This is a genomic window from Bradyrhizobium hipponense (assembly GCF_008123965.1).
In the GTDB taxonomy this organism is placed as follows: domain Bacteria; phylum Pseudomonadota; class Alphaproteobacteria; order Rhizobiales; family Xanthobacteraceae; genus Bradyrhizobium; species Bradyrhizobium hipponense.
This window is the reverse complement of sequence record NZ_VSTH01000105.1, coordinates 17,318-38,810: the sequence shown is the minus strand read 5'-3', so window position 1 is coordinate 38,810 and position 21,493 is coordinate 17,318. Positions and strand designations below refer to the sequence as shown.

General features: G+C 59.6%; 15 protein-coding genes and 4 pseudogenes. 8 read left to right on the top strand and 11 right to left on the bottom strand.

The annotated features are described in order from the left end of the window. Positions 1 to 197, bottom strand: a 197-nt coding sequence (locus FXV83_RS28960; RefSeq protein ID WP_148743010.1) for a transposase, incomplete at its 3' end; no start/stop codon positions are given. A gap of 474 nt (positions 198 to 671) precedes the next feature. Between FXV83_RS28960 and FXV83_RS28955 the strand changes: the two genes are divergently transcribed. Then, the gene (locus FXV83_RS28955) at positions 672 to 1,409 is read left to right on the top strand and encodes a hypothetical protein (RefSeq protein WP_148743009.1); all 738 of its coding nucleotides are present in this window, start codon (positions 672 to 674) and stop codon (positions 1,407 to 1,409) included. A gap of 117 nt (positions 1,410 to 1,526) precedes the next feature. Here the strand turns inward: FXV83_RS28955 and FXV83_RS28950 are convergent. From FXV83_RS28950 to aepX, 5 genes and pseudogenes are all read right to left on the bottom strand, one after another. Then, positions 1,527 to 2,067 (bottom strand): annotated as a pseudogene (locus FXV83_RS28950) (IS630 family transposase); the annotation flags it as partial. Between the two features lie 259 nt (positions 2,068 to 2,326). After that, entirely contained in the window at positions 2,327 to 2,662 is a 336-nt protein-coding gene (locus FXV83_RS43120; protein ID WP_187436233.1) for a hypothetical protein, read from the bottom strand. Between the two features lie 367 nt (positions 2,663 to 3,029). Continuing rightward, positions 3,030 to 4,439, bottom strand: a complete 1,410-nt coding sequence (ltrA, locus tag FXV83_RS28940) for a group II intron reverse transcriptase/maturase (RefSeq protein ID WP_148743007.1) — start codon at positions 4,437 to 4,439, stop codon at positions 3,030 to 3,032. Between the two features lie 458 nt (positions 4,440 to 4,897). Further along, positions 4,898 to 6,097 (bottom strand): IS256 family transposase, encoded by a 1,200-nt coding sequence (locus FXV83_RS28935; RefSeq protein ID WP_148743006.1) that lies wholly within the window; start codon positions 6,095 to 6,097, stop codon positions 4,898 to 4,900. Between the two features lie 426 nt (positions 6,098 to 6,523). Further along, positions 6,524 to 7,384, bottom strand: a complete 861-nt coding sequence (gene aepX / locus FXV83_RS28930; RefSeq protein WP_148743015.1) for a phosphoenolpyruvate mutase — start codon at positions 7,382 to 7,384, stop codon at positions 6,524 to 6,526. Positions 7,385 to 7,566: 182 nt separating this feature from the next. On the opposite strand from aepX, the pseudogene FXV83_RS28925 reads away from it, so the two are divergent. The 4 genes and pseudogenes from FXV83_RS28925 to FXV83_RS28910 form a co-directional block, all read left to right on the top strand. After that, positions 7,567 to 7,846 (top strand): annotated as a pseudogene (locus FXV83_RS28925) (transposase); the annotation flags it as partial. Between the two features lie 1,115 nt (positions 7,847 to 8,961). After that, positions 8,962 to 10,167, top strand: coding sequence for a pyridoxal phosphate-dependent aminotransferase (locus tag FXV83_RS28920; RefSeq protein WP_148743005.1), 1,206 nt, complete (start codon positions 8,962 to 8,964; stop codon positions 10,165 to 10,167). Between the two features lie 24 nt (positions 10,168 to 10,191). Beyond that, positions 10,192 to 11,007: a phosphocholine cytidylyltransferase family protein gene (locus tag FXV83_RS28915; RefSeq protein WP_148743004.1), complete on the top strand. Its 816-nt coding sequence runs from the start codon at positions 10,192 to 10,194 to the stop codon at positions 11,005 to 11,007. After that, the gene (locus FXV83_RS28910; RefSeq protein ID WP_148743003.1) at positions 11,004 to 11,630 is read left to right on the top strand and encodes a CDP-alcohol phosphatidyltransferase family protein; all 627 of its coding nucleotides are present in this window, start codon (positions 11,004 to 11,006) and stop codon (positions 11,628 to 11,630) included. The genes FXV83_RS28915 and FXV83_RS28910 overlap by 4 nt, the downstream gene beginning before the upstream one ends. 28 nt (positions 11,631 to 11,658) lie before the next feature. Here the strand turns inward: FXV83_RS28910 and FXV83_RS28905 are convergent, their stop codons facing one another. The 5 genes and pseudogenes from FXV83_RS28905 to FXV83_RS28885 all read right to left on the bottom strand — a co-directional run bounded on the left by FXV83_RS28905 (position 11,659) and on the right by FXV83_RS28885 (position 16,271). Continuing rightward, on the bottom strand, positions 11,659 to 11,967 hold the full coding sequence (locus tag FXV83_RS28905) for a hypothetical protein (RefSeq protein WP_148743002.1): 309 nt from the start codon (positions 11,965 to 11,967) through the stop codon (positions 11,659 to 11,661). 28 nt (positions 11,968 to 11,995) lie between these two features. Continuing rightward, the gene (locus FXV83_RS28900; RefSeq protein ID WP_187436232.1) at positions 11,996 to 13,156 is read right to left on the bottom strand and encodes an extracellular solute-binding protein; all 1,161 of its coding nucleotides are present in this window, start codon (positions 13,154 to 13,156) and stop codon (positions 11,996 to 11,998) included. A gap of 121 nt (positions 13,157 to 13,277) precedes the next feature. Then, complete coding sequence (locus FXV83_RS28895; RefSeq protein ID WP_235940259.1) at positions 13,278 to 14,126, bottom strand: carbohydrate ABC transporter permease; 849 nt, start codon at positions 14,124 to 14,126, stop codon at positions 13,278 to 13,280. Next, positions 14,123 to 15,096: pseudogene (locus FXV83_RS28890) on the bottom strand (carbohydrate ABC transporter permease). The gene FXV83_RS28895 and the pseudogene FXV83_RS28890 overlap by 4 nt, the downstream one beginning before the upstream one ends. Continuing rightward, positions 15,093 to 16,271, bottom strand: a complete 1,179-nt coding sequence (locus tag FXV83_RS28885; protein WP_148743013.1) for an ABC transporter ATP-binding protein — start codon at positions 16,269 to 16,271, stop codon at positions 15,093 to 15,095. The pseudogene FXV83_RS28890 and the gene FXV83_RS28885 overlap by 4 nt, the downstream one beginning before the upstream one ends. A gap of 608 nt (positions 16,272 to 16,879) precedes the next feature. On the opposite strand from FXV83_RS28885, the gene FXV83_RS28880 reads away from it, so the two are divergent. From FXV83_RS28880 to FXV83_RS28870, 3 genes and pseudogenes are all read left to right on the top strand, one after another. Continuing rightward, complete coding sequence (locus FXV83_RS28880) at positions 16,880 to 18,079, top strand: pyridoxal phosphate-dependent aminotransferase (protein ID WP_210250769.1); 1,200 nt, start codon at positions 16,880 to 16,882, stop codon at positions 18,077 to 18,079. Between the two features lie 11 nt (positions 18,080 to 18,090). After that, positions 18,091 to 18,963: an isocitrate lyase/phosphoenolpyruvate mutase family protein gene (locus tag FXV83_RS28875; protein WP_148743000.1), complete on the top strand. Its 873-nt coding sequence runs from the start codon at positions 18,091 to 18,093 to the stop codon at positions 18,961 to 18,963. 203 nt (positions 18,964 to 19,166) lie between these two features. Next, positions 19,167 to 20,074: pseudogene (locus FXV83_RS28870) on the top strand (LysR family transcriptional regulator). Positions 20,075 to 21,493: the final 1,419 nt, after the last annotated feature.

Genomic DNA, 21,493 nt, shown 5'->3' with positions numbered 1-21,493 from the left:
AACCGATTGTAGATTGTCGTGTAAGGGCCATAGTCGGGCGGGCAATCGCGCCAGCGTGCGCCGCACTGGAGCATGTGAATGATACCGCTGATGATGCGTCGATCGTCATCGCGCGCCGGGCCCGTCTGGTTCGTTGGCAGGTGCGGCTCGATCTGAGCCCACTGCTTGTCGTTGAGCCAGAACAGTCCTTTGCGCATCGAAATCCCCCACGCCGAATCAACTCGGTACGAGGGAATCAGAATCTACTAATTAGGTACAGACCCTAAGGAATCCGTTGCAGCAGGTGGAGTGCGGCCATGAGCATTCAGAAAAAGAGGATCGCAAAATTCGATCTTGCACTCAAAAAATAGGCACGGTGTTCGTATCGAGGAAGTCTTCAGACTTGGCGCACTGAGAGACGGAATTCAACTTCTCACGACCGATATATCATTTCCAATTCTTGGGCAAATCATACCGAGACTCGAAATCGAAATATTTGGCCCGCAGTTCGTCAAAAAGATCACCGTACGGATCAATTCGAACTCGCCATTTATGTTTGACGGAGAGGTCCTCCTTGCATCAATAAACGACGAGATTGAACAAGTCCGTTGTCGACAACATATTGACCCGAACGCTCGCCTACGGGTATGTACAATTTCGGTATGATGCGCGCGAATGGCGCGCGGAGTTTCGTGTTCGATTATCATGTTTACTGCTGTTATTCGTGCGAGTTCTGTTTTAAAGAAAATGAATGGGAGGCGCTGGCCATTCAGGGAGGTGATACTAATTACAAGGCCAATTTTCAGGAGTGTTTGAATTATGCGGACAGGAATGGCCACATGTTTGATGACAAATACGATATCGTTTGGCTATGCACCGGAAGCATCAAGGATGAGAAGACCGAATTGGACCGACATTCGACAATCTCTCGTCGGCTCAGAGAGGCGGGGTATACAAAGAATATTTACGTATCCCAGGTGGTTCCGCCGAGCATCCGAAACGACAGGGATAAGCGAAGAAATTACCTTTCAGTTCTGAGAGATGCTGGCGTTTCGCGATTCAACACGGGGGTCGATATCGTCGATGCCGGAATGCGAAGAAAGTATATCCGTGGCCTGAAGGGCGAATACACTCTTGAAGAGTACATGCCGATCTTTACCGACGCAGTCGACGTGTTTGGTCGGTTCGGAGCCGGAAGCTGCCTTCTGGCCGGAATTGAGGCTGCAGAGAACACGATTAATGGATTGGAAGAATTGGCGAAGATCGGCGTAGCACCTGCTCCGACGGTGTTGACACCGTTCGTCGTAAAGCAAATGGGCATTCCATTCTCGTTCGATCTCGAAGAGCTGATAGATACCCATGTTCGCTTCAACAATATTGTCGCCCGATATGAGCTGCCAGTCTTCTCCGGCGTATTCAGCTTGGCTTGAGTCGTCGATAGCTACAATCCATGCGGCGTTGTTGGCTCAAAACTAGGAATCCATGAGCGCGCCGCCAGGTTCTTGAAGGATCGCTATGAAAGCCCGCTGGACCTAGCTAGTGGTTCATCACAGTAATTTTGACTCTTTGGCGATGGTTGGATATGCGCGGCCGAGTTTGGCGCCGGCTTTGTCGGTTGTGAACATCCATTTGATGCGGTCTCGTGCTTCTGTTGCCATGCTGCGATCTCTTTTCGGAGCCGTTTGGCGTCGTCGATGCGGCGGCCGAGACACTGGCGCTGCAGCACGCTGATCTCGCACTCGACCATGTTGAGCCAACTGGCGTGTTTCGGTGTGTAGTAGAATTCGAGGCGACGCAGGATGCGACGGGCCTCGGCGGGCGCAAATGCTTGATACAGCGCGCCGGCGGACTGATCGACAGATTGTCCTGCACGACACGGATGCTGGCGGCATCGGGATAATGGATGTCGACGAGTTCACGCATGCAGTGGGCGTAGTCCACGGCGGCGCGGCGGCCTGCTATCTTGACGTTGCGCCAGCCGCGATGCGGATCGAAGTTAACGAAGAGATTGACGGTGCCGTTGCGGCGGTACTCATAATCGTAGCGCTCGCGCTGTCCGGGCCTGGCCGGGATCGGCTGACGCACCTCGGAGCCCAAGTTTCCGAGATCAGGGAATTGCGTTCTGATGTGATCACGTTCATGTCGTGTCGCTCCTCACGCATCGGCGCGAACAGGAGAGCCGGCCAGACGCGGCGAGTATTCCCCGACGTCGCCACGTACTGAACGGCACCGCTGCACACGGTGCGGATGCCCTTCATGCCAAGCAGCAGGCGATCGTTCGGCAGCCGACGGAACGATGTGATGGTTAGGTAAAACTGGTTGCTGCTTTTTGCTCTCATGCACGAGCTTAGCACAGACCGCGGTGCGGCAGTACTTGCTTCCGATGCGGATCGATGCCGCGGGTCTTGGCTTCGGGGCCGGTCAGGAAGAGATCCTTCCCGTAACCGGAGGTGTCGATTTCGAACTCTGCGTCGCCAAGAGCGGGCCTATCAAGACCGAATCTGGATTTCCAAGCGGCCTTGTTGCCGGCCAGCAGCCACTCGGTGATCATCTTGTTGACGGTGCCATCGACGGGATCGTTCGGATCATTGGAGCCAAATTTTTGGGTTGTCTCGCCACATGCGGGAACCGGTAGAGAGATGGCTTTAGCGCCCGGCTGCACCCGGCCGATTTGGGTTTGCATGGCAGCCTTCGCCTCGTCTCCCGCAAGCGCATCGGTGACACTGCCAGCCGCAGCCGAGGCGACAACTAATGGTCCCAATCAACCCTAGCCGGGTCAGTTGCTTGCGCCAGCGGCGCATACTGAAGGAGAACACGTTGCGAACGGCGCCGCCACGCAGATTTGTCACGTTGGCGGCGGTGCCGAAGAGTTGAGCAGAACCATCCGTTGCGTTAACATAAGCGCTCTCCCTCGGTCTCAAATGTTACTTGTGGTTGCTGTTGCGGTGTGGAGTCGATCGTGGTCGAGTAGCTCAGCCATTTGGCTTTCGCCCTCACAGATCCGGGCAGGCGGATTTCCCGCACCCGGCTCTTCCCGAGGGTAACCCGCGTCATATCCGGGCCTGCGCCCAAGTGCGAGTGATGCGTGGAACGGGCAGACGGAAGCGTGCCGTCAGGGCCTCGAACTCCGACCAGCCCATGCGCCGACTTTTCTGACTGCGCCGTCTCAGACAGTGCAGCCAGCTCCGACGCACTTCGCGGTAGAAGCCGTTGAGCGCTGGATAATTGTGCGGCCTGCCATAGTAGCCGTAGTGTCCACGCAGCACTGCGGCGAACCACTCGTGCTGGGTGGCCAACGACTCGTGCATGAGCCGCCAGGCTTCCTGGCGCAACGCCGTCAGCTTGCGCGTCAGGCGTTTCCCTTCCGTCTTGTGCTTCACGATAAACCGGCCGTCCCGGGTCCGCCCGCAATAGTGGGTGAAGCCGAGGAAGGCGAAGGTCTCGGGTCGCCGCTCGCCGCGCCGCTGACGCGAGAGGGCCGCAAACCGACCGAACTCGATCAACCGCGTCTTGCCCTCATGAAGCATCAGGCCAAAGCTGGCCAGCCGCCCCTTGAGGGCCAAGAGCATCTCCTGCGCATCCGCCTTGCTCTCGAAGCCCATGACGAAGTCGTCCGCATAGCGCACGACCACAACGCGACCGCGTGCGCAGCGACGGCGCCATTGATGGGTCCAGAGATCGAGGATGTAGTGCAGAAAGATGTTGGCGAGGAGCGGACTGATGCCCGCCCCCTGCGGGGTACCCCTGTCCGTTTCTTGCTTCTCGCCGCTCTCAAGAACGCCGGCCCGCAGCCACAGCTCTATGAGCCGCAATATGCGAGGATCGGCGATCCTGTGCGCCACCATCCGCAACAGCCACTCGTGGTCGACCGAGTCGAAGAAGTTGCGTATGTCGGCATCGAGCACCCAGTTGACGCGCTGGCTCATGATCGCCGTGTGCAAGGCGTCAAGCGCCATATGAGGATTCCGCCCCGGCCGGAAGCCGTAGGAGAACCCGATGAAGTCGACCTCGTAGTCGGCGCTCAGCACCTCGGCGACTGCGCTTTGGACAATCTTGTCCTCTAGCGCCGGCACACCGAGAGGCCGCTTACCGCCATCGGCTTTTGGGATGTAAACTCGTCGCACCGGCTGTGGCCGGTAGCGACCCGTATGGACGCGTCCGCAGAGCTCGCGGAGGTTATCCGTGAGCCTCTCTTCGTACTTCGCCACCGTTACCCCATCGACCCCCGCGCTGGCCTGCCGCTTTTGTCGTCGAAACGCCCGAAGCAGAGAGTCCTCGTCGACGTGGTGCAGCAAGGCTGTGAACCGGGTTTGGGCAGCCTGCTTGGCCGCCGCGTTCACCCGTTCGAGGTTCAGCGGCAAGGCAACCCGGCTCTGTGTCCGGACCCTGGCCTTCTCGCGCGGGCTCCCCTCGGGCTGGCCCCTTCCCTCCATGCGTCTCGTTTCCTTCGACGACTTCACAGGTACTATGAACCAGTCCGACTCCCGACCTCAGCTCGGACCGCGGCTCCGGCACTGCCTTGCCGCTGCCCCCCGTTGGAGACCAATCCAACGGACCCGGTCGGGCCTCTCATGTTCCGATGATTACCTTCCATACGTGATCCGGCCATCGACCCCGACGGAGTGGCATCGTCTCGCATAACGACGATGCTCATGCTGCCTTCGTGTTTAGGGAACACACTCGGCCTCCGCGAACATCCACCTTTCGAGGCTCATTCCCGCACCCCGCATGGCTCCTGTCTACACTTCGAACCCCGCGTTGCCGCGACGCCCGCAAGACTCGGTCCCGGCTTGCCTGCTTCGGCTTTGACCGGATGGGACTTGCACCCACAAGCATTCATCAGCTTGGCATGACGTACTCCCCGGGCGTGGTGTAACTGGCGGTGGGTCACCGCGTTCACCGGCAAGAGCCGGGCAGATCAGCTGGCGATAGCCGGAAGGCTGACGGTTGGATCATCGCTCAACGGCGCGATGGTTTCCAGCGTCATGTAGCGGGCGCGCTGGACCGCCCACTCATCGTTCTGTTCGAGCAGGATCGCTCCGATGAGGCGGACGATGGCGTCCTCGTTGGGGAAGATGCCGACCACTTCGGTGCGCCGCTTGATCTCGCCGTTGAGGCGTTCAATCGGATTGGTGGAGTGCAGCTTGGTCCGATGCTGCGGCGGGAAGGTCATGTAGGCAAGCACGTCGGTCTCGGCCTCGTCGAGGAAGCCGGCAAGCTTCGGCAGCTTGGGGCGGAGCTGGTCGGCGACCTTCCGCCACTGCGTTCGCGCGGCCTCGGCATCGTCCTGGGCAAACGCGGTGGCGATGAAGGCGGAGACGACGCGCCGGCCGCTCTTGCCGGCATGCGCCAGCGCATTGCGCATGAAGTGGACGCGGCAACGCTGCCAGCTGGCGTTGAGCACCTTGGCCACGGTGGCCTTGATGCCTTCGTGGGCGTCGGACACCACGAGTTTGACACCGCGCAGGCCGCGGCGGGCGAGCTTGCGCAGGAAGGCCGTCCAGAACGTCTCGGCTTCGGAAGGACCAATATCCATGCCGAGAACTTCACGCCGGCCATCACTGTTGACGCCGACCGCGACAATCACCGCGACCGACACGATGCGGCCGTTCTGGCGCACCTTCACATAGGTGGCGTCGATCCACAGATACGGCCAGTCGCCCTCGATCGGACGGGCAAGGAACGCCTTCACCTTGTCGTCGATCTCGGCGCACAACCGCGAGACCTGGCTCTTGGAGATGCCGCTCATGCCCATCGCCTGCACCAGATCGTCCACCGAGCGGGTCGAGACGCCCTGCACGTAAGCCTCCTGCACCACGGCGGTGAGCGCCTTCTCGGCCATGCGGCGCGGCTCCAAAAAGCCCGGGAAGTAGGAGCCCTTGCGCAGCTTGGGGATGCGAAGTTCGACCGTGCCGGCGCGGGTCTCCCAGGTCCGGTCGCGGTAGCCGTTGCGCTGGGCCAGACGCTCGGGGGTCTTCTCGCCGTAAGCTGCTCCAGTCTGGCTTTCGACTTCCAGCTCCATCAGCCGCTGGGCGGCAAAGCCGATCATCTCGCGCAGCAGATCCGCATCGGGGGTCTTCTCCACAAGCGTGCGCAGGTTCATCATATCGTCGGTCATCGGTGGTTCCTCGGTTGCGTTGGCGTGTCGCAACCCGATCCTACCGGAGAACCGCCGGTGACCACCGCAAAGCCGCCCGCCCGCTACGGCGCTATCTGTGGGCGCGCGTGCGGGCGGCTTTGCTCTACCGAGCTACACCATCACTGGGGACACGACCGTGGAGTCTACCGGCTTTCTTGAAGAGGACGACGGATCACCGTCCGCGTTGGCGCCTCTTCAAGAGAGAAATGAGCCCCGTAGATCTGCAGCATGTTCGGATCAGCCGCGCAAGAGCTGTCGCGCCCGTCTATGGCGCATCCAATTTTGGGAGGGGAACGCCTGTGCTTCGCTGAAACATGCGGTGGAGCGTAACAGTAAGGCGGCCGATTGCATGCCGGTGGTCCTTCGAGAACGAGTTTGTTGCGTGTAAATGGGAGGTCATTGCCCTCAGTCAAGAGGATGAAGATAGCGCGCTTCCGCGCGGGCAAGTTCGTCATACCTCAACAGTTCGAAGACCTCGTCGAGCGTCGCAATATTGGGCTCAATGCCGGCAACGCCTTCTTCAGCAATGACGCGACGGCAGGCCTGTCCCATTGCTGCTATTGCAGCTCGCACTGAGTGGTTGGCCCAGATCACTGTTGAGATGCGGGCATTACGATACGCAGAGACTGGTGTTCGATAGTATGTCGTTGGCACGATCACGACGGGCAATCGGCTTTGCCAGGTGCGCGTGAAGGAAAGAACCTCGTCCGCGGTGCTCTTTCGCGAGTGAATGAGGATCGCATCCGCACCCGCGTCCGCGTAAGCGTGAGCGCGTAAAATGGCTTCGTCCATTCCATGTCCCGCGATCAACGCCTCGATCCGGGCCACGAGGACCAAGTCTTCCGCGACTGTATCCTTGACTGCCCGCAGGCGGCCGGAGAATTCGTGGATATCGGCGAGGGGGTGACGATCGCCAATGAGCGAGTTCATCTTCGGAAAGCAGCTGTCCTCCAGCGCAACGCCGGCAGTGCCTCGTTGACGGAGCTTGCGGGCAAGGAGGCGTGCATTGTTGAAATTCCCAAAGCCGCCATCGCCGTCAACCAGAACAGGCAGTTTGCTCGAGTCCACGATCCGCTCGACTGCATCGACAAGTTGGCACCATGACGCTTCGTTGACATCACGATATCCAAGAGAGGAGGCAATTGAAAGACCGGACGCCCAGAGACCTTTGAACCCTGCGCGCTCGGCGATCGCAGCGGAGAGGCCGTCATGCGCTTCCATGAGGAAGGAGAGTTCAAGATTGGAGCACACCTGTGCACGCAGCATTTCTGCGGCCGAGGATGCGGTGCATCGATCAGGACCGTTGGCGAGTACAGATTGTGGTTGACGTTTCATGCCGAACACCTCAGGAGCGACGGTTGAGGAGCCCGACTGAGCAGCCCAACCCTCAATCGGCAATCACTCGGCTTTTCTGACATCTAGATCAATTAGCAGGCTTGATAGTTGACGGGGCGTTCCTCGCCCGTCCGGTCGAGGGCGATGGCCCTCTCTGTGGATCGACGCCACCTGCGTGAGGGTGCGCCAGCAGGGTCGCAATGTCTCGGTCGCGGGGATCGTCGCGATCATCGTGCAGGATGGCCGGCCGGAAATCCCCGGCATGGATGTCGGCCCATCCGCGGATGGCGTTCCTGCGCAGGCTCGCCAAGCGGGGTCTGCGCGGCCTCAAGCTAGTGAGTCTCGGACGCCCACGAGGGCATCAAGGCGGCCGCCAAGGTGCTGAACGCCACGTGACAGCGCTGCCGAGTGGAGATTGTCGAAAAGAGTTCGCGCGGACTGATTCCGTTTTCCTTGTGAGTCGCGGTCGGAGGGGCGCCACATGCTGGGAAGGAACAGAACCAGCTAGAGCTGTTCGTCACGGGCTCGCTTTGCCAGCTGATCCCGACGATCACGTGGTGGTTCGGCTCGATCGCGTACTCTATTCTTCTTGGCTACACCACGAAGTCTCACTGTTATTTGTTCGGCGATGGCCGGGCGATTATCCGGAAGCCGCTGTAGGGTTGATACTCGCTGCGCTGTCACTGGGCATCGTCGACGATCGGAGGCTCAAGTCAATGTCGCCATCCGATGGTTCGTCGGCTAAGGACCGCATGACGCTCTTCCCGACCACTCCAGCTTGATACGCATCTGCGAGCGGTGGGGTGCAGTGCGCCACCGCATGATCTTAAAGCGGGCGGGCGGGGCCCGTCTCAAGGCGAAGATCGCGACCGCCGATGTGGTTCACATCGATGCATCGCTTATCCGCACCACTCTGAGCTCAATAAGCATCGTCGGTAGCGCGGGCGGCACTCTCAGGATCGGAGACGGCGGCATGTTTCAACCGCCTTGTGCATGGACATGCTTGCAAATGATAGAAGCCATCGCCACGGGCCACTCGAGACGTGCTCGACTCCGAGCACCGTAGAGCCGCAACTCTCGTCTCAATTCTAACGACTTACGTTTGCGCTCGGGTCAACTACCAACGCTAGTATTTGATATACTGATGGGAGCAAACTATTTGACGGATGAGCATCGGGCTACGCAAACATCAACTGCAAGGAGTTCAGCATGCATACTCACTCAAAATCTGTTCTGGCCGACGGCCGCGATCGATGCGTTGGCTCCTCGGTTCCAAAATACTGTTGCTCAAGTCTGCTCCAACCGGGCCTTTTCTTCCTCCTGTAAGTGCAAAAAGACACCCTGGCGCGATGAAGGGGTCGCCGGTCTCAATGAACTCTTAAGCCCCATTTGGCTACGACGCGGTTGTCGAACGGAAGAGTGATATCCGCCGAGGCACATCGCGTACCGGCGGCGAAGCGGTTGCGATCACCTTAACAAACTCGGCAATCGATGCAGGAGGAGCGCACATGTTGGCGCAACGGATGTCTTTGCTGTCAGGTTCGGGCACTGCCGCCGCCCGTGAGGCGGCTAAGATAGCTGCCGCGACCGGCCGTCAGATCATCGATCTGGCCGCCGGCGAAGTCATCATCGAGCCACCATCATCCGTGCGCGAAGGAGCGATTGCCGCCATCAATGCCGGGGCGAACCGGTATACCGATTCCATCGGTCTGACGCCGCTTCGCGGCGCCGTCGCCGCAAAGCTGTCTGCGGAAACAGGCATCGGCTGGAATACGGATAACATCGCTATCACTGCGGGTGCAAAGCAGGGCCTGCTCGACGTCGCCTTGGCCGTGTTCAATCCCGGTGATGAGGTCATCATCATTCGCCCCTGCTGGCCGACATTCTCGTCCCAGGTTCTTCTCGTCGGCGCTAAGCCCGCGTTCGTTGACGCCCGTCCCCCGACATATATTCCCGAAAGTTATGCAATCCGTGCCGCTGTCACCCCGCGCACGAAAGCCATTATCATAAACTCGCCGAACAATCCGACTGGCGCAGTGTATGATCGAACGACTCTACAAGCTATCGGCGATCTCGCGATCAACTATCAGCTCTGGATCGTTTCGGACGAAAGCTACTCCAGCTTCGTATTCACCGGTTCGCGCCATGAGTCGATCGTCATGGCGCATCCCGGCGTCCGTTCAAGGACAATCCTGGCCAACGCCTTCTCAAAAGAGCTGGCGATCACCGGTTGGCGCCTGGGTTACTTCGCAGCTCCTCCGGAGATCGTTTCCGCGGCCAAGAAGCTGCAGAGCCATACGACCTCGAATGCCAATGTAATCGCACAGCACGCTATCCTGCATCACCTTCAAGTCGGCGACGGCAGTTTTGAACGAAAGATGCATGAGCGTCTGTCCGACACTCGCAACAATGGTCTTCGCATCCTCTCTGGTCTGCGGGACGTAAGCTTGCCGGGCGCCGACGGCTCGTTCTTCTTCTATCTCGATCTCAGTAGGCTTGTCTCAGCTTTGCCGGCCAGCGGCCACCTTCGATCCACCGACGACATTGCACGATTGCTCCTGGAGGAAGCCGATGTGGGATCCGTTGCTGGCGATACCTTTGGCGACGTGAATGGCCTGCGTCTCTGCTTCGGTGCTCCACCAGACCTGCTGGAGACGGGACTGAAACGCGTCGTCGAGACCCTGAACAGCCTGAAGACCAGGCAAGCAGCCTGAAGCTTGCCAGAAGGACGTTTCAAAATGCTCAATGGTACACGGGCGGTGATCCTTGCCGCAGGAATGGGCTCGAGGCTGCGCCCCTACACGGAATTTGTTCCGAAACCTTTGGTGAAGGTGAACGGAACCCCGATGCTGCACAACGCGCTGCATCAGTTGTCTGAGCTCGGGGCTCGCGAAGCAACCATCGTCGTGGGTTATCGCGAAGAAGCCATCGAACAGTCCTGCGGCCATCGGTTCGAGGAGGTCGACATCGAGTATGTCCACAATCCCATCTTCGATCGGACCGGCAGCGCCTATTCCTTATGGCTAGCGCGAAATACAATGCTTGCCGGCGACACCGTCTTTCTCGAAGGCGATGTGTTCTTTGAGCGCGAAGTCCTCGAAAGAACACTTCGAACGGTCTCATCTACCAAGCAGTGCGTGGCGGCTGTGGCGGCGTTCAACGCAGCAATGACTGGTTCCGCCGTCGAGCTGGCTGACGATGGTTCTGTCGTCACGTTCGTCATGAACCAGACGCCCGTCGAGGCCCGGGCCAGGGGTCTCTTCAAGACCATCAACCTGACGCACTTTTCCGCAGACGCCTCGCGCGAACAGCTGGTGCCAGCATTGCACCAGGCTGTGGAAAGCGGGCATCGTACGGCCTATGTTGAGCAGGTCCTCGCACGGCTTGTCGAGCAGCGAGAGCTGCAGCTTTTAGCGGCGGATTGCAGCGATACCCGCTGGTTCGAAATCGATAGCGAAGATGATCTGCGCCTAGCGGAGAAGATTTTCGCGCCGCCTATGAGCCGCGCAGTTTCCGCGGCAAGTTCCATCCCGCTGACGGGAGCAAGGCGATGATCGGGTATCTGCGTGACTATGCAAATGCCATCACCGCCATCGCCTATCTGTTTGCCGTCATCGGGCTGTTCCTGGCCCTCAACGGCAAGATCGAGCTCGGCGTTGCGGCAATGCTTTGGACTTGGTTCCTCGATCATTGGGACGGACATGTCGCGCGCAAGACGAGCCATCTTCGCCGTCGAGGTGTGCCGGAGTTCGGAAAGAGCTTTGATGGATTTGCCGACTTCTTTCAAGGAGTCGTTTTCCCGGCTGCAGTGATCATCCTTATCAGTCAAGGAACTGCCCTGTCGCTCGTCGCGAGTGTGCTTCTCGTTTTAGCGGGTGCCATCAGGCTCAGCTATTTCGAGAACGTCGGTCTTACTGCCGACGCTCGGTTCACGGGTATCCCCGTTTCGTACGATACGCCACTTCTTGCGGTGCTCCTCCTTTCACGGTCGCACTTTCCTGACGACCTCTTTCCGACCGTCGTGGCGATCGCCTTCATCATACTTGCACTGCTTCATGTCACGACTGAGATCCGGGTTCCGGCTATTCGGGGGATCGCAGTCCCGATCGCCACCGCCTTCGCGATCGCGGGCTCTATCGCTTTGGTGATGATCTCCCAATCTGGCCTTCAGCACTAGGATCAGCGGCCAATTCATAAGGTTATGACTACCGAGAGCGAAATGAACGATCTGAGCAAGCTTGCAGCATCATCAGGATGCTTTGCGTGCCATTGGCAACCACCACTCTGTCCACCGCTGGAACGTCCTGCATTCGGCGGCCAATAAAGCGGGCGCCAAGCGCGCGATCGCGATCACTGCCGCGAAATTGATGCGCACCGATCAGATCATTCGGCTCGCGGTCGCCAAGAACCCGTTGAGCGGCGCCACGATAGGCTTCATCGAAGACATGCGGCACCTTGGGCGGCAGATTGCCGCTCATGTTCAGAATGTCGCTTGGGCGGAACGATAGTGTCATGGGGATTTCCGGTTGGATGAAGAGCGTCTCAGGAGCTCAGGAGCTTGCGGGTCTGATCGGCCATCGCCTTCAGCGCGACATCAGGCCTCGTCCGATGCGCCACGACGTCCCGCATGACATCGGCCATCATGTCGGTGATCTTGACCGTGTTGTCTTTGGGGAACGAGAACTGATCCGTGGTGATCGCGAGAGCTTCAACGATGGCACGGTGATAGGGATTGATCTGAAGATACTCCTTGAGGAAAGCGGCTTGCCCGAGCGCCGACATGTTGACCGGCATGTAGCCGCTCTGCCGTGCAAGGATCATCTGGCCCTCGGCACTTGCGGCGAAGCGGAAGAAGGTCCACAGCGCCTTCTGACGTTCTGCATCCTTGGTGAAGACCATGAATCCGAGGCCAGCTCCCACCAAGCGACCCTTTGGGCTCGGGATGGGCAACCGGCCGACCATCAACTCGAAGCGTCCCTGGGTGGACTTGGAGACGGACGTAGTTCCGCTCGCCGATCTGATCAGAATGCCACAAGCACCGGCATTGAACGCCTGCCGCGCCTGCTCGCGGCTCATGTTCGTCCCTCTCACATCGCCAAACCGCCAGAGAAGCTCCAGCGAGCTGCGGCCTTCGGGGGCATTGAACGCCACGTCGGATAGATCGGGCGTCATCATCCGCCCCCCGAAACTTGCAACCAGGTTCTGGAAGATCCAGGCGTTGCTCGCGTCGTTTTCAATGAAGCCGCCGGTGATCGTGCGGTCGAGTGCAGAGATCGTTGCGGCAACCTCGATAATCTCGTCCCAGGTTGAGGGCGGCTGCGCGGCGGCGTAACCGGCCCGCTTCAGGAGATCCATGTTGTAGTAAACGACAGGGATCGTGGTTCCGAACGGCATCGCGTGGACGCCGCTATCGCCGGAGATTGATTCCAGCAGAGGCTCCGGGAGGCCGAGTCCGGTGAAGGCGGCCCGGCCACCGGCCACAGGATCGAGTGGTTGTATGTAGCCGCGACGGGCAAGGAGGCGCGCATAGGCAAGCGACTGCCAAGTCGCATCGGGTAGACCGTTGACGAGGCCCTCACGAAGCGTGACCTGCAGCAGGGGATCCCAATTGTCGCCCTTGCCCACGAACTCGACGGCAATGGCCGGATTGGCCTTGGTAAATCGTGCCCCGAGCTCCCCAATCATTTTCTGATGGAGGCCCATCGGCACATTAATCCTCAGGGGTCTCTGAGCGGCGGACGCCGCCCGCGGCGCGGGGACAGCCGCCACACAAAGCCCGATCAGGACCTTCCTGCGGGTGAGATCCATTTGGCGCTCCACGATCCTACTTGACGGCTCCGCCAGTCATTCCTTCGACGAACCACTTTTGAGCGGCAAGGAAAGCGACGACCAGGGGAAGAACGATAAGGGTCGATGCGGCCATCAGCGGGCCGTAGTCATTGCCGGACTCTTCGCTCTTGAAAGCCATGATTCCGAGGGGCGGAGGCATCAGGGATTCGTCCCGTACCGCAATCAGTGGCCAGAACAGATCATTCCAATGGCCGACAATTGAGAAGATCGAGAATGCGGCAAGTGCCGGCAGCGCCATCGGCACCATGATCTTCCACACGATCGCGATTTCTGAGAGACCGTCGAGCCGCGCGGCATGGACCACGTCATCGGGAATGGTCTTGAAGAACTGGCGGAACAGGAAGATGCCGAAGGGCGAGACCACATAAGGGAAGATAAGCGCAGCATACGTGTTGAGAATGCCAAGCTGGTAACTGAGGACGAAGAGCGGCAGCGAGAGCACCTGGTGCGGCAGCAGCAGGCCGATCAACACCATGGCGAAGAGCAGGTCGCGGCCGGGAAAGCGAAGCTTGGCGAGCGCATAGGCGCAAGGGGCGCATACGAGGATCTGAAGGCCGAGGATCAGAGCACAAACGATCAGGCCATTGCCCATATAGCGCGGCAGCGGCGCTTCGGTGAGCGCCTTGGTGTAGTTCTCGACGCCATAGATTTGCGCTGGCCAGAAGGAGAAGGAGGCGCGGAAGATCTCGCCGGGTGGCTTGATCGACAGCGACACCATCCAGACGAAAGGGACGAGGATGAGCGCGCCGGTGGTGAGCAGAACCGCATGGCGGACGATGGCGGACGGCTGCAACAAGCGGTTGGGGTGCATGTTGATGCTCATTGGTAATGCACCTTCCTATCCATGAGCCGGGCTTGAGCGAGGGTGAGGGTCACGACGATGGCGAGAAAGACGTCGCAACGGCGGCGCCATATCCGGTGCGCAGATACTCAAAGCTCTCCCGATATAGCGTGTAGAGCAGCATTTCAGATGCGTGGCCGGGCCCGCCTTGGGTAAGCACTTTCACGGTGTCGAAAGACTCGAATGCCCTCAGCGCCACGACGATGACGACGAACATCGAGACCGGCCCGAGCAGCGGTAAGGTGACGGTGCGAAATCGGTCGAGCCAAAGGTCAGCACCGTCGATATCGGCAGCATCGTAGAGATCCTGCGGGATGCTCTTCAGGCCCGCCAGAAACAGCACCATGGCGTAGCCGAGGTTCTGCCAGATACCGATGACGGCCAGCACCGGGAGGGCCGTATTCTCGTCGCGCAGCCAGTTGGCGGTCGGCAGGCCGATTGCGGCGAGCGTCTGGTTGACGAGGCCGATCGTGGGATGCAGCAATGCTTCCCAAGCGACCGCCATGGCCGTGAGCGTCGCCATGAAGGGCAGGAAGTGGATGGCGCGGTAAAAGGAGCGGCAGGACTTTCCGCTTTCGATCAGAAGCGCAATCAGAAGGCCAAAGACGAGGGTGCCCGGCACGACGATCAGAACGTAGACGATTGTGTTGACGAGCGAGGCCCTAAAACCATCGTCAGCGAAGACCTCGCGGAAGTTGGCGAGGCCGACAAAGGAGAGCGTCAGCGCGCCGAACTGCCAGTCGGTGAGCGCGATGACAAAGACGCCGATCACCGGCAGGAAGAACAGGGCGAGCAGAAAGAAGACCGCCGGCCCGGCCAGCGCCCAAGCCGCCAGCGCTTCTGTAAAGGCCCGCCTGCGGGCCGGAGCGGCGGCGGGGGATGGGAGTGCTCGAACGATACCCGTCGCAGATGGCTCGTTGGGAGCGCCGGTAAGAGCAAGAGGCTCGCTCATCGGGCTACCTCCCGGATCGGCGTGACCGATGCCCGGCCGGATTCGACTTCTTGGCGCAAACGCCGCCCGTTACGATCAAACAGAAGCACACGGTCTGGCCTGACGCCGACGTGTAGGGTCTGGCCGGGGGCGATATCAGGCGCCCGTTCGGCGAGCAGCCTTGCGATCAACGGATGATCGCCGCCCGCCAGATCGAGATGGACGAAGAGATCAGAGCCCATATGCTCGATCATGCGCACGAAACCGGTCAGTGCGCCCGGCCCGCCGCGTTCGGCGAGATGAAAAGCCTCGGGGCGAATGCCGAGCGTGAGATGCGCTCCGGCAAGCGCATCAGCCCCGATAGCAAGCGTCGATCCGGCCACATCAATCAGGCCACGTTCGCGCACCACGCCGTCGAGCATGTTGATCTTGGGCGAACCGATGAATTCGGCGACGCGCCGGTCGTCCGGATCGGCATAGATCTCCTGCGGCGGAGCGACCTGCAACAACTCGCCGTCGAGCATCACCGCCACCCGGTCCGACAGCGTCATGGCCTCGGCTTGGTCATGGGTGACATAGACGAAGGTGGCCCCGAGCCGCTGGTGCAGCTCCTTAATCTCGGCGCGCATTTGTACACGGAGCTTGGCGTCGAGGTTGGACAGCGGCTCGTCCATCAGGAAAACGGCCGGATGGCGCACCATTGCCCGGCCGACCGCCACGCGCTGGCGCTGGCCGCCGGAGAGCTGCCCCGGTTTGCGGGCCAACAGGTGGCCGATGCCGAGGGACTTGGCCGTACGGGTGACTTCCGCGTCGATCTCGGCAGCGATCCGCGCTGTTCCCGGCAGCAGGCGGCCCAGAAGAGGAAGCCTCTGGAAGGTCGAGAGCCGACGCATTCGAAGCGGCAGGCCCATGTTGGAGGCAACCGTCATATGGGGATAGAGCGCGTAGGACTGGAACACCATCGCTACGTCCCGGCGCTTCGGCCTGAGGTTGTCGACCGCCCGCTCGCCGATCGAGAGCGAACCTGCATCCTGCACCTCGAGTCCCGCCAGGATACGCAGCAGCGTCGACTTCCCACACCCCGATGGTCCCAACAGCGTCAGGAACTCGCCATCCGCTATCGACAGCGAAACACTGCGCAAGACGGACGTAGCGCCGTAATTCTTATCGATGCCGTCAATTGATACGGACGCCATCGCCGTCACCTCCACATCGTCATGAAACCCTTGCGGAGCACGGCACCGAGATCATCCATCTCGTTTGTATGTGTACGCTGGCGTGCCAGAGCTTAGAAACTCATATTGCTACAGTCGGATGACGCCCATCGACTAATTCGATATGTACATGCGCAGATGCGATTACGTGTTCTGTTCTAGGGAGAATGACGGAAAATAAGTGCATTCGGTGAATGTAGTGCGCACTTTGGTAGAGATGTCTCGCGGACCGAACGTGACGCGGGTGGCAAAGGCCTCGGTATCACCCGGAGTTCGGCCAGCCATCTTCGACAAAACGGAAGCGAACCGCACCGTCGTGCGCACCTCTCTCACAATGTTTTTCTAGACGTGCTCGTTCAAATCTTCAGAGATGGGACGAGCCGTGACCGACGTCATCAGCTTTCTGAGCTTGCTCATGGCTTCGACTGCTGGATGGCGCCTGCAAGAAGGGCATGTCGATGCGACGGGCGTAAAGTATCGTAATTCTCCATGCTTTCATTCGAAAAAGAGATAATCTGATTGGTTAACCCGTCAAGGAGCGAGTAGAGGCCGTCGGGAATTTTTGCTTAGAACTTCGCAGGTATTCTACCTTGTCTCTCGTTGCAGAACGGCTCAATGTCGTCCGTCCCTCCGAAACCAAGGCCATGACGGCCCGCGCCGCCGAACTGAAAGATCAGGGCGCCGATGTGATCACGCTCAGCCAGGGCGAACCGGATTTCGACACGCCGTCTGCTGTCTGCGAAGCCGGTATCCGGGCGATCCGCGAGGGGCGGACGAAATACACGGCGGTCGCCGGTATCAAGCCGCTGCGCAAGGCGATCGGCGAGAGCTTCCGCCGCGATCACGGGCTCGATTACGGTATCGACCAGATCACGGTGGGCTGCGGCGCCAAGCAGGTCGTCTTCAACGCGCTGTTTGCCAGCCTCGATCCGGGCGACGAGGTGGTGACCCCGACGCCGTGCTGGGTCTCCTATCCCGATATGGTGCGGCTGGCCGGCGGCAAGCCGGTTCTCGTCGCCTGCGATGAATTCCATGGCTTCAAGCTGCGCCCCGAGGCGCTCGAAGCTGCCATCACGCCGCGCACCAAGTGGCTCATGCTTAACTCGCCGTCCAATCCGACCGGTGCGGTGTACAGCCGAAACGAGTTGCTCGCGCTTGCCGCGGTGCTGCGCCGCCATGGCCATGTCCATGTGCTCTCCGACGACATTTATGAACAGCTCACCTACAACGCCGACTTCGCCACCATGGCGGCGGTCGCGCCGGACCTCTACGAGCGCACGCTGACGGTCAACGGCGTGTCCAAGGCCGACGCGATGACTGGCTGGCGCGTCGGTTATGGCGCAGGGCCTCTGGCCCTGATCAAGGCCATGAACCTCATCCAGGGCCAGACCTCCTCACACACCAGCTCGATTTCTCAATATGCTGCCATCGAGGCGCTGTCTGGCGGGCGGAAGCATATCCAGGAATTCGCGAGCGCCTTTCTGCAGCGCCGCGACCTCGTCGTTGCCAAGCTGAACCAGGCCGCGGGGCTTTCGTGTCGCGTGCCGGACGGCGCCTTCTACGTTTTTCCCTCTTGCGCGGGTGTTATCGGCAAGCGCACACCGGGCGGCAAGGTGATCGAAACCGACACCGATTTTGCCATGTACCTGCTCGACGCATTCGCCGTAGCCGTCGTGCCCGGAAGCGCATTTATGGCCTCGCCCTATATCCGCATTTCCTACGCCTCATCGCTCGAGGACCTCACCCGCGCCTGCGACCGCATCATCGCCGCCTGCGCAGCCCTGTCCTGAAAGATCTCCAGATGTCCCCTGCCAAACGCCTTCGCGCTCGCATGGCCGAGACCAGCCTTGTCCACATCATGGCCGCCCACAGCCCGCTTTCGGCGATCCTCGCCGAAGAAGCCGGATTCGATGGCCTGTGGGCCTCCGGCTTCGAGTTGTCGGCGCTTTACGGCCTGCCGGACATGAGCCTGATCTCGATGACCCAGCATCTCGACATGCTGCGGGCGATCGCCGGACGCACGACGCTGCCGATCGTCGCCGATATCGATACGGGCTACGGCAACGCAATCAATGTCATCCATGCGATCGGCGAATACGAGCGGGCCGGTGCGAGCGCCGTCGTCATCGAAGACAAGACCTTTCCGAAAGTGACGAGCCTCGTTGCCGGTGGGCGCCAGGAACTGCTGCGCATTGAGGAGTTCAAGGGCAAAATCGCGGCCGCCGTCACAACAAGACAGGATCCGGATTTTCTCGTGATCGCCCGCACCGAAGCGCTGATCGCAGGCCTCGGCGAAACCGAAGCCCTGCAGCGTGCGCAAGCCTATGTGGACGCTGGCGCCGACATGATCTTGATCCATTCGAAAAAGAAAGATCCTTCAGAGATCGAAAGCTTTTCGCGTGCCTGGACCGGATCGGTGCCGCTGGCGATCGTGCCGAACGCCTACCCGGAACTCAATGCCGAGCGCGTCAAGGCACTCGGCAATATCCGCATGGCGATCTACGGCAACTACGGGATCCGCGCTGCTGCAACTGGCATGCAGGAGACCTTCCGCCGGATCATCGCCGATGGCGGCGTCCAGAACGTTCACAAGGACATTCTGCCGGTGGAGGACATTTTTAGACTTCAGAGGATGGACGAGATTAAATCAGCCGAATCTCGCTTCCTTTGCTGATCCGTTCCAGCCGCGCCGCGAATGGCGAGGTTTTCAGCGCGATAGGCCATTACGCCGTTCGTTTTGGCTTAGGCCGTTTTTGTGCGCGATATATCGTTTATAAGCAGTAATCCGGCGACAGCCATCGAATAATGTGCTGGGAACTTTCATTTTGTCGTGGCCTGCTGCCAGTAAGAACTGGCGACAATTTTCCGGAATAGAAGATGGCCACCGAAGACAATGAAGTGCCCCTCAACGCGATCCGCGTGTTCGTGACGATCGCGCGAGAAGGAAGCGTCACGCGCGCGGCTCACGCATTGGGAATGACCCAGAGCTCCATCAGCCGCTACCTGGCCGTGCTGCAGGACCATCTGGGCACAGACCTCATGCAACGACGCGGCAAGCGGAGCGAATTGACGGAATTCGGACGGCTCTTTGCGAACACAGTCGCCGAGCCGCTAGACACCGTGTGCTTCACCGCTAAGAGAATGCGCCGGCGGGATCGGCCAGACGTCAATCGGCTTGTGGTCCGCACGTCGCTTTCGACCTTCGCGTACTCTCTTCTGATTCCGAATCTCCAGGCATTTTACGCTGAAATGAGCGGCGTCATCGTGGATGTTATCAGCTCACTGTCGCTGCCGATATCCTCCGACGATTTCGACATCCTGATTACACGAGATCTTTCCATCGTCGAACCGGCCGACGATTGGGAAATCTACAACGAGCAACTGGTCTGTGTGGGCTCTCCAAATCACGTCGATGGTAAAGGCCTCTCGATTGTTCGCGCAATGCCGATTCTGAATATCACATGCCGGCCCGACATACTGCCCACATGGCTGCGGGCGATGAACCTGACCACTAAAGACATAAGCTCGGGGGCGCGTTATGATCACAATTATATGGCCCTACCGGCGGTCATGACGGGAAATGCCTTCTGGTAGCGCCCGAAATCATTGTCAGCGATCTGGTGCGCGGGGGCGCTCTACATGTGATACCAGGATCACGTGCTCCCAGCGGCATGCACTATCGGGCCTATGCGGTCGACCGCAGTGACAATCCCGAAATTTCTCGTGCGTTTTGCCGTTGGCTAGTCCGCCTTTGTAAAAAGGCCACCCTTCCGAAAGCCGCTTGATATCGCATGAGGCTATCGTGGAATCTCCAGATGGTCATCTCCAATCCGACTTATTGGTTGGCTCAAGTGCTGATTGCGCCACCAATCACGAGCTCGTCGCGCCAAGGCCCATCGACCGCTGGACTCTGATCTAGCTAGTCTAATCAGGTTTCGCAAAAGCGTGACGGAGCGCGCCGCTCCGACACGCGAATGCGACGAAGCCGGATCGCCGCGCAACGCGCAGGAAACGCTTCGGGGCGTGTATAGCGCGCGAGCGCCTTAGCGCTTCAATCACGATGACGCAACATCGCCGGACTAGCGCAACGCGCGACGCCTCGTGTAATCGCGAAGGCCAGAACGCAGGAAGCGCGCATGCTCTCACCCTTGTCGGACTTGATCTCCGGCGCTCAGATGCGGATTTTCGAGCACGGTGGAAACTCCCTTGTTGGCGCAAGCGAAACCAAATAGGTGCGTCGGTTGTTGGCGCCTAGCTCGATGTGAGCGCGACAGCTCCGGCTATACCCGGATCAGCGCGTAACGTCGGACGGCGTGTCTCAAAGCATCCGCCCTGATCGATAGCTAGATTCACGATCTCGCATCACGCAACAGACATCGAATAGTTTGATGAAGCGCCCTGGTTTTGCGATGGATGACATCCGCCCTCGTTGGGCCCGGGCTACAATCTGAGCGCGTCTTGCAGCATGGCAGCGGCCGATGAGGTAAGCCCGATGCAGGTCCGCGAGATGCCTTGAGCGGCGACTGTCTCAGAGTAACAGGGAGCGCTTCGCAAATGCATCGAATCTCTCAAACATTTGTGCGTAGTCGGTCGATCATGAGCAGTGCATTGATCTCGACTGGAACCATCTTTCGCAATCCCGAATGTGAGCCTGTGCTGAGCATGCAAAGCCGCGGGGATCGCGGCGGGTCATCTGGCCGAGCTCGGCCGCTGGCGGACCGTCCCACACAACTAAAAATCGTCACAATCCATGCGCACAGCTACCTTCGATTAGTTTGGTAAGTGTGCGATGGATGATCCAGGCTCGCGACTGTCTATCGAAGCACCTCGAATTCCGAACCTTGATCCTCGGCAACTTCGCTATGCTGTTATAGCCGAGGACTTCGGAAGTCTCCGACAGGCGGCTGACGAATCTCGTCAAACCCTTAGCCGCTCGATACGACAACTCCAGCATCTCGTGGGTATTGCGATTTTTGAGCGGTCGAACGCTGGCATTCGTCGACAGCCGCAAGTCGTAGTTTTTTTCGTATCGCGCGGTTCATACTCGAAAGCATGGAGGTCTCTCAGCGCCAGAAATCTGCGTGCCATGCTTGAATTCAGGCAACGATTCCCAATTCGACCTGACTACGGCTGAGCGATCAGGAACACTTCCGCGGGCCGAGCCGCTCGAATTTTCTGCGCAATGGAGGCCAGATAACGAGATC

Bases quoted from the DNA above. Each gene is read 5' to 3' on its own strand.
- FXV83_RS28915 (WP_148743004.1), top strand. From the start codon at position 10,192: ATGCTCAATGGTACACGGGCGGTGATCCTTGCCGCAGGAATGGGCTCG.
- aepX (WP_148743015.1), bottom strand. From the start codon at position 7,384: ATGCTGCGTGCACAGGTGTGCTCCAATCTTGAACTCTCCTTCCTCATG.
- FXV83_RS28935 (WP_148743006.1), bottom strand. From the start codon at position 6,097: ATGACCGACGATATGATGAACCTGCGCACGCTTGTGGAGAAGACCCCC.
- FXV83_RS28910 (WP_148743003.1), top strand. From the start codon at position 11,004: ATGATCGGGTATCTGCGTGACTATGCAAATGCCATCACCGCCATCGCC.
- FXV83_RS43120 (WP_187436233.1), bottom strand. From the start codon at position 2,662: ATGCAAACCCAAATCGGCCGGGTGCAGCCGGGCGCTAAAGCCATCTCT.
- FXV83_RS28885 (WP_148743013.1), bottom strand. From the start codon at position 16,271: ATGGCGTCCGTATCAATTGACGGCATCGATAAGAATTACGGCGCTACG.
- FXV83_RS28920 (WP_148743005.1), top strand. From the start codon at position 8,962: ATGTTGGCGCAACGGATGTCTTTGCTGTCAGGTTCGGGCACTGCCGCC.
- FXV83_RS28875 (WP_148743000.1), top strand. From the start codon at position 18,091: ATGTCCCCTGCCAAACGCCTTCGCGCTCGCATGGCCGAGACCAGCCTT.
- FXV83_RS28905 (WP_148743002.1), bottom strand. From the start codon at position 11,967: ATGACACTATCGTTCCGCCCAAGCGACATTCTGAACATGAGCGGCAAT.
- FXV83_RS28900 (WP_187436232.1), bottom strand. From the start codon at position 13,156: ATGGGCCTCCATCAGAAAATGATTGGGGAGCTCGGGGCACGATTTACC.
- FXV83_RS28895 (WP_235940259.1), bottom strand. From the start codon at position 14,126: ATGAGCATCAACATGCACCCCAACCGCTTGTTGCAGCCGTCCGCCATC.